At 72.3% G+C, this 12,293-nt stretch carries 11 protein-coding genes; 5 read left to right on the top strand and 6 right to left on the bottom strand.

Annotation, left to right across the window (positions count from 1 at the left end):
• Positions 1-231: 231 nt before the first annotated feature.
• The gene (locus tag BJ999_RS11075; protein ID WP_179833220.1) at positions 232-1,482 is read left to right on the top strand and encodes an RNA polymerase sigma factor; all 1,251 of its coding nucleotides are present in this window, start codon (positions 232-234) and stop codon (positions 1,480-1,482) included.
• Positions 1,483-1,488: 6 nt separating this feature from the next.
• Here BJ999_RS11075 and BJ999_RS11070 read toward each other — a convergent pair whose 3' ends face one another.
• Positions 1,489-2,169 carry a rhomboid-like protein gene (locus tag BJ999_RS11070; protein ID WP_179833219.1) on the bottom strand — a complete coding sequence of 227 codons (681 nt, stop codon included), beginning with the start codon at positions 2,167-2,169 and terminating at the stop codon, positions 1,489-1,491.
• 21 nt (positions 2,170-2,190) lie between these two features.
• A complete protein-coding gene (locus tag BJ999_RS11065; protein ID WP_179833218.1) occupies positions 2,191-3,810 on the bottom strand; it encodes an MFS transporter in 1,620 nt (539 codons plus the stop codon).
• A 140-nt stretch (positions 3,811-3,950) separates the two neighbouring features.
• Between BJ999_RS11065 and BJ999_RS11060 the strand changes: the two genes are divergently transcribed.
• Positions 3,951-4,622 carry a TetR family transcriptional regulator gene (locus tag BJ999_RS11060; protein WP_179833217.1) on the top strand — a complete coding sequence of 224 codons (672 nt, stop codon included), beginning with the start codon at positions 3,951-3,953 and terminating at the stop codon, positions 4,620-4,622.
• 121 nt (positions 4,623-4,743) lie between these two features.
• On the top strand, positions 4,744-6,171 hold the full coding sequence (gene gad, locus BJ999_RS11055) for a glutamate decarboxylase (RefSeq protein ID WP_179833216.1): 1,428 nt from the start codon (positions 4,744-4,746) through the stop codon (positions 6,169-6,171).
• Positions 6,172-6,228: 57 nt separating this feature from the next.
• Here gad and BJ999_RS11050 read toward each other — a convergent pair whose 3' ends face one another.
• From BJ999_RS11050 to BJ999_RS11040, 3 genes are read right to left on the bottom strand one after another with little or no spacing between them, the layout of a single operon-like run.
• Positions 6,229-7,401, bottom strand: coding sequence for an acyl-CoA dehydrogenase family protein (locus BJ999_RS11050; protein WP_179833215.1), 1,173 nt, complete (start codon positions 7,399-7,401; stop codon positions 6,229-6,231).
• The gene (locus BJ999_RS11045) at positions 7,402-8,508 is read right to left on the bottom strand and encodes an acyl-CoA dehydrogenase family protein (RefSeq protein WP_179833214.1); all 1,107 of its coding nucleotides are present in this window, start codon (positions 8,506-8,508) and stop codon (positions 7,402-7,404) included.
• A complete protein-coding gene (locus BJ999_RS11040) occupies positions 8,509-10,128 on the bottom strand; it encodes an AMP-binding protein (protein ID WP_179833213.1) in 1,620 nt (539 codons plus the stop codon).
• A 238-nt stretch (positions 10,129-10,366) separates the two neighbouring features.
• Between BJ999_RS11040 and BJ999_RS11035 the strand changes: the two genes are divergently transcribed.
• A complete protein-coding gene (locus BJ999_RS11035; RefSeq protein ID WP_229810478.1) occupies positions 10,367-10,987 on the top strand; it encodes a TetR family transcriptional regulator in 621 nt (206 codons plus the stop codon).
• Between the two features lie 103 nt (positions 10,988-11,090).
• A complete protein-coding gene (locus tag BJ999_RS41930) occupies positions 11,091-11,324 on the top strand; it encodes a DUF397 domain-containing protein (protein ID WP_179833212.1) in 234 nt (77 codons plus the stop codon).
• A 57-nt stretch (positions 11,325-11,381) separates the two neighbouring features.
• On the opposite strand, the gene BJ999_RS11025 is transcribed toward BJ999_RS41930, so the two are convergent.
• Complete coding sequence (locus BJ999_RS11025) at positions 11,382-12,257, bottom strand: hypothetical protein (RefSeq protein WP_179833211.1); 876 nt, start codon at positions 12,255-12,257, stop codon at positions 11,382-11,384.
• Positions 12,258-12,293: the final 36 nt, after the last annotated feature.

The raw sequence follows: 12,293 nt of genomic DNA, 5'->3' as shown, positions 1-12,293 counted from the left end.
ACGGGTTCGAACCTTCCCTCCTGAACCGGATCAGGAATCAACGGTTTTTCAGGAACTTTCGGAAATCTCCGTGAACGTCACCGTCCGCAGCACTCACTGCTACCTTCCGTGCTATTCGACGCGATGTCCGATCCCTGGCTTCTCATGGGTTGACCGGAACCGCTAGAGTCCCCCTGGCCTGCGATATGCACGTTTTGTCGGAAGTGAAACCGGACGGAGACGGGGGGCAACATGGGCGGAGACCTGGGCTCGCTCTACGACGCGCACGCCGACCGCCTGTACGCCTACTGCTGGTCGCTCGTGGGCGACCAGCTCGCGGCGGCGGCCGTCGGCGACACCTTCAGCGCGGCCGTGCACCAGCCGCCGCGCGGCGACAGCGTGCTCTGGCTCTACTCGCTCTCCCGGACGGCCTGCGCCGAGCGCGGCGCGTTCACCGATGGGCCGGGCATCGGCGCCGGCGCGCGCGGCCCGCTGTTCGCCGACCCCGACCCGCTGCTGCGCGCCGCCGGGAGCCTGCGCTCCGACCACCGCGAGGTGCTGCTGCTGTCGGCGGGCGAGTGGCTCGAACCGCACGACATCGCCCGCGTCCTCGGCCTCGCGCCGGACACCGTCCTGCAGCTGCTCAACGCGGCGCGGACGCGGCTGGAGCGGGCCGTCCTCGACATCCTGATGCGCGGCGCCACCGAGGCGCGGCTCGACCTCATCTCGGCGTTCGAGAAGGGGCGGCTGCCGCGGCTGCTCGCCCGGCGGGCCCCGGCGCACGCGCCCGGCTGGCTGCGCGACCAGGTCCTCGCGGCCTGCGAGGAGGAGGCCGCCCGGCCGCTGCCGAGCGTCATCTCACCGAGCCCGCTCGTCGTGATCGGCCCGGCGCGGGCGGACCACCGCAGGCGCGGGGCCTCCCGCTTCGCCTCCAAGGGCCTCGGCGCGGTCGCGGGCGTCGCCGCGTCGGCCGCGGCCGTCATCGGGCTGCTGGTGTCCTGGCCCGCGGCCAAGGGCGGCAGCGCCGCCTCGCTCACGCCGACGGCGGGCAAGGGGCAGACGCACCCGGCGTCCACGTCGAGCCACGGTGTCCCGCCGGACCCGCCGCCCGGCCTGACCGGCTCCGAGCGGGCGGACGGCGGCTCGCAGAACCCGGTGACCAGCGCGTACGGCTCGCCGCCGCAGCAGGTGGGCGGGTCGCCCGCCGGCGGCGCGGCGCCGGCGCCGCCCGCGACGTCGCCGTCGCAGGAGCCCGCGGGCGGGAAGCCGCCGGCGTCCGGTACCCCCACGAAGCCGGAGCAGCCGTCCACGCCCCCGGACGACACGACGCCGACCACTCCCCCGGACACGCCGTCCGATCCGACGACCCCGCCGGACGACGGGTCCACGGATCCGACGACGCCGCCGCCGACGGACACCCCGTCCGACCCGCCGTCGGACCCGGGGACCCCGAGCCCGAGCCCCACCTCGAACCCGGCCCCGCAGCCGGGCGGCGAGGGCTGACCGGGGTCAGGCCTCGGCGGCTCCGGCGGCCGGAGGACCGGCGGGCACCGCGCCGAGCGGCGCGGGCCCGCGCCGGCGTTCGCGGAGCAGGAGCAGCCGCCCGGCGACCGCGCCGGTGAGCATGGCCACCAGGTGGCCGACGGCGGCGACCTCCAGCGTGAGCAGGCCGTCCAGCAGCACGGGCACGAGCGCGCACCACCAGGCCAGCGCGACCAGCCGCCGGACCCGCCCGTGCCCGTACAGGAAGGCCGCGACGAGCGCCGCGCACAGCACGTAGGACGGCCCGACGTCGGGGATCGTGCGGATGGAGTCCGAGAGCAGGCCCGCCTCCAGCCGCACCAGCGCGATGCCCTGGCTGATGAGCGTGCCGAGCACGTGCGAGGCCGTGATGAGGGCGACGGCCCGCAGGTTCCCGAACCGCCGGGTGATGGGGAACAGCCCGATCGCCGCCGCGACGAGCAGCACGCCCTGCGATCCCTCGGCGACGAACGCCGAGACGACCATCGTCCCGACCGGGTTGACCGCGAGGTTGGCCAGGTTGGTGCTGGCCCAGGCGATCACGGCCTGCCGCGCGCCCGGAGGCAGGATCAGGGCCTGCACCATCCACATGGCCGCGAACAGCCCGAGGAACGTCAGCGGCATCGGATAGGACCTGAGGATCCGGCGAAGCCTCGCGAAACCCACCACACCGGCAGCCTAGACCGGGACCTACGCGGCCGCCGCGCCCTCGACCGGAGAGGTCCCGCGCCGCACCAGGAGCGCGGCGAGGATCGCGACGAGCGCGACGGCGCCCGCCACGGTCAGGGACGTCTGGAAGCCGTCCATGAACGCGAGGTGGCTCCCGGTCGTGATGGCGTCGGCCGCCGGCTTCGGCGTGCCAAGCGGGACGGGCGCCACCCCCTGCGAGACGAGCCCGCCCTGCCCTTCGAGCCGGTGCGCCGCCTCGCCGGGAAGGCCCGCGCCGGTGAGCCGCCCGAACAGCACGTCCCCGACCTTGGTCGACAGCAGCACGCCCAGCACCGACGTGCCGAGGACGCCGCCGACCTGCGCGGCGGTCTGCTGGAGGCCGCCCGCGACGCCCGCGAGGTGGGCGGGCGCGTTGCCGACGATGGCCTCGGTGCCGGCGACGATGACCATCCCGAACGCCAGGCCGACCAGCACGAACCACGGCCACAGCTGCACGTACGGGGCGTCCACCCCGATGCGCGACAGGCCGAACATCGCGGTCGCGGTGAACGCCATCCCGAGGACGAGCGGCACCCGCGGCCCGAACCGGCTGGTCAGCGCGCCCGCCACCGGGGAGGCGACGATGAACACGCCGGTCATCGGCAGCATCCGCACGCCCGCGTCGACCGGGCTCATGCCGTGCACCTGCTGCAGGTACAGGGTGATGAAGAAGATCGTCCCGAACATCCCGAAGAAGCCGAGCACGATGAGGCCGGTCGCCGCCGACAGCGACACCGACCGGAACAGCCCGAGCGGCAGCAGCGGGCGCTCCACCCGCAGCTCGTTCCAGACGAACGCGGCGAGCAGCACGGCGGACGCGGCGAACGACACGAGCGGGACGGCGTCGCCGAACCCGTTCTCGCCGGCCTTGATGAGCCCCCAGACCAGGGCGAACAGCGCGCCGCTGAGCAGCGCGACGCCCGGCAGGTCGAACGAGCCGGCGGCCTCCTCGTCCCTGGACTCGCGGATCACCCACAGGCCGACGAGCAGCGCGACGACCCCGAGCGGGGCGTTCAGGAAGAACACCGACTCCCAGTTGACGTTCTCCACCAGCAGCCCGGCGACGATGGGGCCGCCGGCGATGGAGATGCCGACCGTGGACCCCCAGATGCCGATCGCGGCGTTCAGCCGCTCGGCCGGGAACGTGTTGCGCAGGAGGGCGAGGCTGGCCGGCTGCAGGAGCGCCCCCGCGAACCCCTGCACCACCCGCCAGAAGATCACCATGCCGAGCCCGCCCGAGAGCCCGATCAGCACCGACGACACGGCGAACCCCACGACGCCCGCGAGGAAGGTGCGCTTGCGGCCGAACCGGTCGGCGATCTTCCCGGCCGGGATCAGCGTGACGGCGAGCGCCAGCAGGTAGGCGTTGGTGACCCACTGCAGGCCGGACAGGCTCGCGCCGAGGTCCTTGGCGATCGCGGGGTTGGCGATGGACACGACGGTCGCGTCCAGCCCGACCATCATCACGCCCAGCGCGACCGCGATGAGCGTGAGCCAGGGATGCCCGTGCCCCGCTCTGGCGGGACGGCCGCGCGCCTGGTCGCGCGGCGGTATGTGGACGGCGCCCGGTTCGAGGGTCTCGGCGCCATGGGATTGAGTCATCATCGACCTCCGGCTTGGCAGGGCTCAAAATTGTCATGGCATGACAGTTGTCGTCAACTGCCCTTGGTTTGCTCGTGACATGTTTCACGTCACGACATCCAGCGCTCGACGGACGATCGCCGGGCGATTACAATGCGCGCATGACCGCGACCGCCCCCGAGACCGGTACGTCCGGCCCCGGTTCCCAGCCCCCGGGCAGGCGCGAACGCAAGAAGCAGCGCACCCGGGAGGCGCTCGTCGACGCGGCGTTCGCCCTCTTCGCCGAGAAGGGGTTCGACGCCACCACCGTCGAGGAGATCGCCGACGCCGTGGACGTCTCGTCCCGCACGTTCTTCCGCTACTTCGCCTCGAAAGAGGACGTCGCCCTCACCTTCCAGGAAGAGCAGACCCGCGCCGTGCTGGGCAAGCTCGCCGAACGCCCTCGGGACGAGCCGATCATGACCGCGCTGCGGCACACCGTGGTGGAGATCGCCCGCGCCTGCGAGGCCGGCGAGCTCGGATTCGACCCCGGCCGCTTCGAGTGCATGCTCGCGATGATGAGCAACAGCCCGACGCTCATGGCGGGCAGCCTGGAGCACGCGCAGCGGAAGCAGGCGCTGCTCACCGAGGTCATCGCCGAGCGGATGGGCCTGGACCCCGCCAGCGAGCTGCGCCCGCACGTCGTCGCCGCCGCCACCACCTGCGCGTTCCAGGCCGCCGCCGACGCCACCAGCCGCCTCGGCGGGGCGTTCGCCACGCTGTCGGAGACCGTCGACCAGGCCTTCGCCATCCTGGAGAACGGCCTGAACGAGCCCGCCCCGCCGGACGACTGACCCGCCCACCGGGCGATTGACCTGCGACGACACGCTCACGCGGTGTGTGCGCGCCGGCGCCGCGGGTACTTGTCGTGCGGTACGGGGGACGCCCCGTCCCCGCACGGACGAGGAGGGCGACATGGCTCCGAAGCACCCGCCCCGCGCCGGGCGCGGCGGCCGCGACCTGGTGGTCAACCCGATCTTCACCCGGGAGCCGCTGACGGTCCCGCGGTACCGGCTGCCCGCCGGGGAGATGGAGCCCTCCACCGCCTACCAGGTGGTCCACGACGAGCTGATGCTGGACGGCAACGCGCGGCTGAACCTGGCGACGTTCGTGTCCACGTGGGCCGAGCCGGAGGCGCGGGCGCTGATGGCCGAGTGCGCCGAGAAGAACATGATCGACAAGGACGAGTACCCGCGCACCGCCGAGCTGGAGCTGCGCTGCGTGCACATGCTCGCCCGGTTGTGGAACGCGGAGGACCCGCACCACGCGGTGGGCTGCTCCACCACCGGGTCGAGCGAGGCCGCGATGCTCGGCGGCCTCGCGCTCAAGCGCCGCTGGCGGGAACGGCGGCGGGCCGCGGGCGAGCCGGCCGACCGCCCCAACCTCGTCATGGGCGTCAACGTGCAGATCTGCTGGGAGAAGTTCGCCAACTACTTCGAGGTCGAGCCCCGCTACGTGCCGATGGAGGGCGACCGCTACCACCTCGGCGCGCGGGAGGCCGTGGAGCTGTGCGACGAGAACACGATCGGCGTGGTCGCCGTCCTCGGCTCCACGTTCGACGGGAGCTACGAGCCCGTGGCCGACGTCGCGGCGGAGCTCGACGACCTGCAGGCGCGTACCGGGCTCGACGTCCCGATCCACGTGGACGGCGCGTCCGGCGCGATGATCGCCCCGTTCCTCGACCCGGACCTGCTCTGGGACTTCCGGCTGCCCCGGGTCGCCTCCATCAACACCTCCGGCCACAAGTACGGGCTGGTCATGCCGGGCGTGGGCTGGGCGCTGTGGCGGGACGAGGACGCCCTGCCGGACGACCTCGTCTTCCACGTCAACTACCTCGGCGGGGACATGCCGACGTTCGCCCTGAACTTCTCCCGGCCCGGGGCGCAGGTCGTCGCCCAGTACTACAACTTCCTGCGGCTCGGCTTCGACGGGTACCGCCGCGTCCAGCAGGGGTGCCGGGACGTCGCCACCCGCCTCGCCGACGAGATCGGCCGGCTCGGCCCGTACGAGACGCTCACCGGCGGCGACGAGCTCCCGGTGTTCGCGTTCCGGGTCCGGGGGGACGCCGCCGCCTTCACCGTCTACGACGTGTCCGCCGCGCTGCGCGAGTGCGGCTGGCTCGTGCCCGCCTACAGCTTTCCGGAGAACCGCACCGACCTCGACGTCCTGCGCGTCGTGGTGCGCAACGGGCTGGGGCACGACCTCGCCGACCTGTTCATGGACGACCTCCAGCGCGTCACGTCCCGGCTGCGCTCCCACGAGCAGGCCCATCGCGATCCGCGGGAGGCCGGCGGCTTCGCCCACGGCGCCGAACCGAAGAAGGTGCGGGCGCGGCAGGTCTGACGGCGGGACGGGTCCGACGGTCAGGCGGCGGGCCGCCTGACCCGGCCTCCTGCGGCGTCAGCGCGGCGCCCGGGGCAGCCCGAGGCCGATCATGGCGATCAGCTCGCGCTGGATCTCGTTGACGCCGCCGCCGAAGGTCAGCACGAGCGCGCCCTTGGCGAGCCGGTCCAGGGACTCCATGAAATCCGCCGTCTCCGGGTCGCCCGGGTCGCCGTACCGGGCCAGGACGTCCCCGGCGATCCGCCCGACCTCCTGCATCCGCTCCGAGGCGTAGATCTTGGTGGCGGACGCGTCGGCCGCGCCGAGCCAGCCGAGGTCCTGGTTCGCCGCGACCTGCCAGTTGAGGAACTCGTTCGCGCGCAGGTAGGCGTACACCTGCGCGACCGCGCGGCGCACGGCCGGCTCCTCGATGAGCGGGCGGCCGCCGGGTCCCCGGGTCGTGCGGGCCCAGCGAGCGAACCGGACGTGGGTGTGCCCGATGTTCCCGGCCGGGCCGAGCGTGACCCGCTCGTGGTTGAGCTGGTTGACGATGAGGTCCCAGCCCTTGTTCTCCTCGCCGATCAGCATGTCGGCCGGCACGCGGACGTCCTGGAAGTAGGTGGAGTTCGTGTGGTGCGCGCCGTCCATCGTGATGATCGGCGTCCAGGAGAAGCCCGGGTCCCGGCAGTCGACGATGAGCATCGAGATGCCCTTGTGCTTCTTGGCCTCCGGGTCGGTGCGGGCCGCGAGCCACACGTAGTCGGCGTGGTGGGCGCCGGAGGTGAAGATCTTCTGGCCGTTGACGACGTAGTGGTCGCCGTCCCGGATGGCGGTGGTGCGCAGCGCCGCGAGGTCGGTGCCGGCGCCCGGCTCGCTGTAGCCGATCGCGAAGTGGCACTCGCCCGCGAGGATGCGCGGGATGAAGTGCTCCTTGTGCGCGTCCGACCCGTACTGCAGGATCGTCGGCGCCACGGAGTTCAGCGTGATCAGCGGGTAGGTGACCTCGGCGCGGGCGATCTCGGTGGCGAAGATCGTCTGCTCGACCGGGCCGTAGCCGCGGCCGCCGTACTCCTTCGGCAGCGCGACCCCGAGCATCCCGTCGCGGCCGAGGCGCCGGCAGTGCTCCAGGTAGGCGGGGCCGAACGGGTCGGCGCGGATCGCGGCGCGCTGCTCCGCGGTCAGGCAGTTCTCGAAGTACTCGCGCAGCTCGGCGCGCAGCCGCTTCTGCTCGTCGGTCAGGTCGATGAACATTCAGGCCTCCTGGGCGATGAGGGCGCCGAGCGCGTCGAGACGGTCCTCGCCGCCGCCGAGCAGATGCCCACAGTGCCTGCCCCAGGCGAAGTACCGGTGCAGCGGGTAGGTGATGTCCAGGCCGATGCCGCCGTGCAGGTGCTGGCAGGTGTAGAGCGCCTTCACCACGGGGTCGCAGGCGTTGTAGGCGGCGATGGTGAGGACCTCCTCGGCGTCGTCCGCGCCCTGCGCGAGGCGCCACACGCCCGCCCACACGGCCACGTCCAGCGCGCGCTTGGCGATGTAGACGTCCCCGATCTGCATCGTGACCGCCTGGAACTGCGCGAGCGCCCGGCCGAACTGCTCGCGCGTCTTCGTGTACTCCTTGGTCAGCTCCAGCGCGCCCTCGATGACACCGGAGGCGACGGCGACCGCGCCCGCGACGGCCGAGCGGCGCAGGGTGTCCCAGGCGGCGCCGTCCGCCGTCCCGCCGAGCAGGGCGTCCGCCTCGACCCGGACACCGTCCAGCGCGACCCGCGACAGCGGCTCGGTCGTCGCCGACGGCTGCTCGGTGATCGTCACGGCGGCGGGCTCCACGAGGAACACCCCGACCCCGCCGTCCTCGACGCGGGCAGGGACCAGGATCAGGGACGCCTCCCGCGCGTACGGGACGAACGTCTTCACACCGTCCAGCACGTAGCCGCCGCCGTCCGCGCGGGCCGTCGCGGCGACCTCGCCGACCGGGCCGACCTCGCGGTACGCGCCCGTCAGGATCGTCGCGCCCTCGGTGAGCGGGGCGAGCAGGGCGCGCTGCTCCGGCGTCCCGTGCGCCCCGATCGGGACGGCCGCCAGCGCGAGCGAGGCGTACACCGGGACCGGCGCGGTGCGGGCCCCGGCCTCCCGCAGGATCACCGCCAGCTCGACCGGCCCGAGGCCGGCCCCGCCGGCGTCCTCGGGCAGGACGACGCCGAGCAGCCCCGCCTGGGCGAGCGCCTTCCACGTCACGTCGTCATAGGGCGCCCCGCCCTTCTCGAACGCCTCCAGCCGCTCCTGCGCGGCCTCCCGCGCGAGCACGTCCGCCGCGAGCCCCCTGATGTCTTGCTGGGTCTCGTCGAGGTTGAAGTCCACTCATCCGCTCCCTTCCAGCAGGTGCAGCCGGCCGCTGCGCTCGAACTCGGCCCGCAGCGCGGCCGCGTCCGCCGCGCTCATCGGGCGGTAGTCGAGGTCGCGGCCGGGCCGCCACCACACCGGGTCGTCGGTGCGCCAGGCGTCCCGGGCCAGCCGGCGCTTGAGGATCTTGTTGGAGGCGGTCGCGGGCAGCTCCCGCGCCACCCGCACGTACCGCGGGATCCACTTCGGTCCGAGGTCGGCGCGCCCGCGCAGGTAGTCGGCGAACGCCCCCGGGTCGAAGGCGTCGGCGACGACGGCCAGCATCACCTGGTCGCCGGACGCGGCGTCCGGCACCCCGTAAACGGCGAGCCCGCGGACACCGGGCAGCTCCGCCAGAACGCGTTCCACCTGGACGGCGCCGAAGTTCTCGCCGTCCACGCGGATCCGGTCGCCGCTGCGCCCGGCGAAGAAGATGTAGCCGTCCGCGTCGGCGTAGGCGAGGTCGCCGCTCCAGAACATGCCGTCGCGGAGCCGGTCGGGGGCGTCCTCCTTGTAGTACCCGTCGAACAGGCCGAGGTCGCCGGTGTTGACCAGCTCCCCCACGGCCTCGTCGCCGTTCACCAGGCGTCCGGCCTCGTCGAACACGCCGGGCGGGCACGCCCGTCCCGCCGGGTCGAGGATCGCGATGCCGTCCGCCGGCCTCCCCAGCGCGCCCTGCGGGCCGAACGGGTCGGGCGCCAGCGAGATCGCGGTCTCCGTGGAGCCGTAGCCGTCGATGACGAAACACCCGAAACGCTTGCCGAACGTCTTCTGCTCCAGCGGCGCGGCCTCGTTCCCGAAGGCGAACTGCACTGGATTGTCGGCATCGGCCTCCCCGGCCGGCGTGGCCAGCACGTACGAGAGGGCCTTGCCGACGTAGTGCAGGTAGGTGCAGCCGTGGGCGCGCACGTCCGGGAGGACGGCCGACGCCGAGAACCGGGCGCGCAGCACCAGCTCGGCGCCGGCGGCCAGTGCGGGCGCGTACGCCGCCATGACCGCGCCCGAGTGGAACAGCGGCATCGGGCAGTAGACGACCGCCTCCGGCGACAGCATGCGCTCGGCGAGCATCTCACCCGGCACGACCACCTTCCGGTGGGTGACGCGAACGGCCCGCGGCCGTCCCGACGTCCCGGACGTGAAGATCAACATCAGCAGCGTGCCGGACCCGATCGCCGAGGCGTCGGGCGGCGGGGAGCCCGCGAAGGGCGCGATCAGCTCCTGGAACGCGTCCACGTCCACGACCGGCAGCCCGAGGGCGGCGGCCTTCTCGGCGTACCGCGGCTGGGTCAGGACGAGGTCGCAGTCGGCGCGCTCGGCGTCGCCCGCCAGCTCGGCACCGCTCCGCGTCGGGTTCAGCGCCACCACCACCGCCCCCGACAGCGCCGCGCCCCCGAGGAGGAACACCACTTCGGGAAGATTGTCGAGGAGCACACCGACGTGGACCGGCCGTTCGGGGCGCGCCTCACGGCTCAGCCACGCGGCGCGGGCCGCGCACTCGGCGACGACCTCCCGCCACGTCCAGGCCCGGCCGTCGTCGGCGGACCGCAGCCCGGGGCGGTCGTCGTCCGCCCGCGCCTCCAGCAGCGCCGCGACGCTCACCGGCCCACCTCCCCGATCCGTCCCACGGCGAAAAAGTAGAACAGATTCTACTAAGTGTCCAGAGGGCTGATCTCCCTCGTTCGCAATGCGGTTCCCCTGGGTGTCATGGGAAACCGGACGGGCGGGGGCAGCGGGGAACGAGAGCGCGATGAGCTGATCAGATAACAGGTTCTCGCAAGAGCGGTACGCTTGGGGGAAGGCGTCGGGCGACCGGGCCCGCACAGAAGGGAAGGCGACCGTGACCGCAGAGCCGACAGTGACCGGGGACGAGACCCGGGGTCAGCCGGGCGGCCAGGGCGTGCGCTCCCGCAGCCAGCACCAGCGGCGCAAGCGTATCGTCCAGGCGGCCGCGGCACTCGCATCGCGCGGCGGGATCGAGGCCATGCAGATGCGCACCGTGTCCGAGCGCGCGGGCGTCGCCCTCGGCACCCTCTACCGCTACTTCCCGTCCAAGATGGACCTGGTCGTCGCCGTCGTCAGCGAGGAGCTCGACCTCCTCGAAGGCAGCATCGAGCGCCGCCCGCCCCGCGCCGGCGGCGCCCCGGAGCGCGCCGTCGAGGTGCTGATGCGCGCCACCCGCGGCCTGATGCGCGAGCCGGAGCTGGCCGAGGCGCTGATCCGCTCCCTCCTCCTCTCCGACGTCAAGACCGACTTCGGCGACCGCATGAGCGAACTGCTCCTGCGCGCCGCGTCCGGCCCGCCGGAGAAGATCCCCGCCGAGGACCCCCGCCGCCTCGTCGCCCGCGCCCTGTCCGGCATCTGGACCATGGAGATGATCGAGATGCTGCGCGGCAACGCCACCGCCGAGGAGATCCAGGCCCGCCTGGAGATCACCGCGTCCCGCCTCCTCATCGACTGAGCGACACGGGAGCGAACGGAGAGTCACCGCTTTCCCCCGTGCCGCCCATGCCTTCCCCATTAGCCTTGGACCCGACAGGAGCCAGGACGAAGAAGGGGTGCCAGTGACCGGACAGGAACCGATCCTCAGTGACGGGGTCATCATCGAGTTCATCGATGGCAGGGACGTCCCCGTCCAGCACAAGGACTTCGGTGAGCGGGCCGTCGTCATGCGCGACGCCAAGAACCCCGAGGGCCCGATCCTCTACTTCACCGAGGCCGAGTGGGACGCCTTCATCGCCGGCGTCAAGGACGGCGAGTTCGACGACCTCCTGGAAGACCCCACCGAGGCCCCCTGACGCAGAACGCCCCCGGCGACCACCGGGGGCGTTCTCACTTACGCGCGCGCCGCCGGCTCAGCCGAACAGGTGATCGACGCTCTCCGCCGTGGCGGCGCGGACCAGCCACTGATCCAACTGGTCCTGGTCAGCGCAGGCCAGGATCTGCTCCCGCACCTCGTCCGACACCGACAGCCCACGCGCGTCGAGGACCTTCAGCACCGACTTCGCCTCGCCGCTGACCTCGCCTTCAGCATGTGTGCGGCGGAACGGGCTGCTCTTGTACTTGTATCCGGCGACACCGGTGTCCACGTACCCCTCCAAGATCTTTTGGGCGGCTTTCGAGAGCACGTCCACCACCAGATCAGTGTACTGCTTGCCGATTTCCTCATCCGCGTTCGAGATGGTGGCGAGGGCTGCGTGTGTGATCTTCAGGGACTCCTTGTCGGTCGGGATGATGTTGGCGAGTGCGGCCAAGACGGTCATCTCGGGCATCTGCGCGGCCTGGTCGGGAGTGGTGACGAGAGGCCCCATGCCAGGGCCCAACACGTAGGGGGCGAGATTGAAGCCCGGATGGCCGATCTGGATCGTCTCGCGCGCCCATTCCGCCACCGATCTGCTAGGGCAGATGACCAGGAGGTAGCACGGACACATGAGCTTGGCGTGCAGCGAGGTCAAGTAAAGCGGCCAGCTGCCGTGCTTCCTGGAGTCCTTGGCGAGCTGGGTCTCGGCGATGACGCCGATGGTGGGTTCGGTGGACCCGCCTTCGCATATCTCCACGACGTTGTCGGCGACGTAGGCGGCGGGGGCCAGCTGGGTACAGCTCTCGCTCGTCGATCTGATGGTGGCCGCGTCCGAAACGTCGATTCCGAAGGCGGTTTGGAGTAATTGGACCACGATTTCCGGGTTATCCCGGATGATCTTGATGGGTCCTTCGTGTTTGGCGGATACCATGCACGGAAAGTTACTTGACCGCCACTGTTAGATACC

This window comes from Actinomadura citrea (genome assembly GCF_013409045.1).
Taxonomy (GTDB): domain Bacteria; phylum Actinomycetota; class Actinomycetes; order Streptosporangiales; family Streptosporangiaceae; genus Spirillospora; species Spirillospora citrea.
Note: the sequence above shows the minus strand (reverse complement) of the source record. Positions and strands in the feature narration are given on the sequence as shown.

Coding starts and splice junctions, on each gene's coding strand:
- BJ999_RS11075 (WP_179833220.1), top strand. CDS start 232: ATGGGCGGAGACCTGGGCTCGCTCTACGACGCGCACGCCGACCGCCTG.
- BJ999_RS11065 (WP_179833218.1), bottom strand. CDS start 3,810: ATGACTCAATCCCATGGCGCCGAGACCCTCGAACCGGGCGCCGTCCAC.
- BJ999_RS11060 (WP_179833217.1), top strand. CDS start 3,951: ATGACCGCGACCGCCCCCGAGACCGGTACGTCCGGCCCCGGTTCCCAG.
- gad (WP_179833216.1), top strand. CDS start 4,744: ATGGCTCCGAAGCACCCGCCCCGCGCCGGGCGCGGCGGCCGCGACCTG.
- BJ999_RS11050 (WP_179833215.1), bottom strand. CDS start 7,401: ATGTTCATCGACCTGACCGACGAGCAGAAGCGGCTGCGCGCCGAGCTG.
- BJ999_RS11025 (WP_179833211.1), bottom strand. CDS start 12,257: ATGGTATCCGCCAAACACGAAGGACCCATCAAGATCATCCGGGATAAC.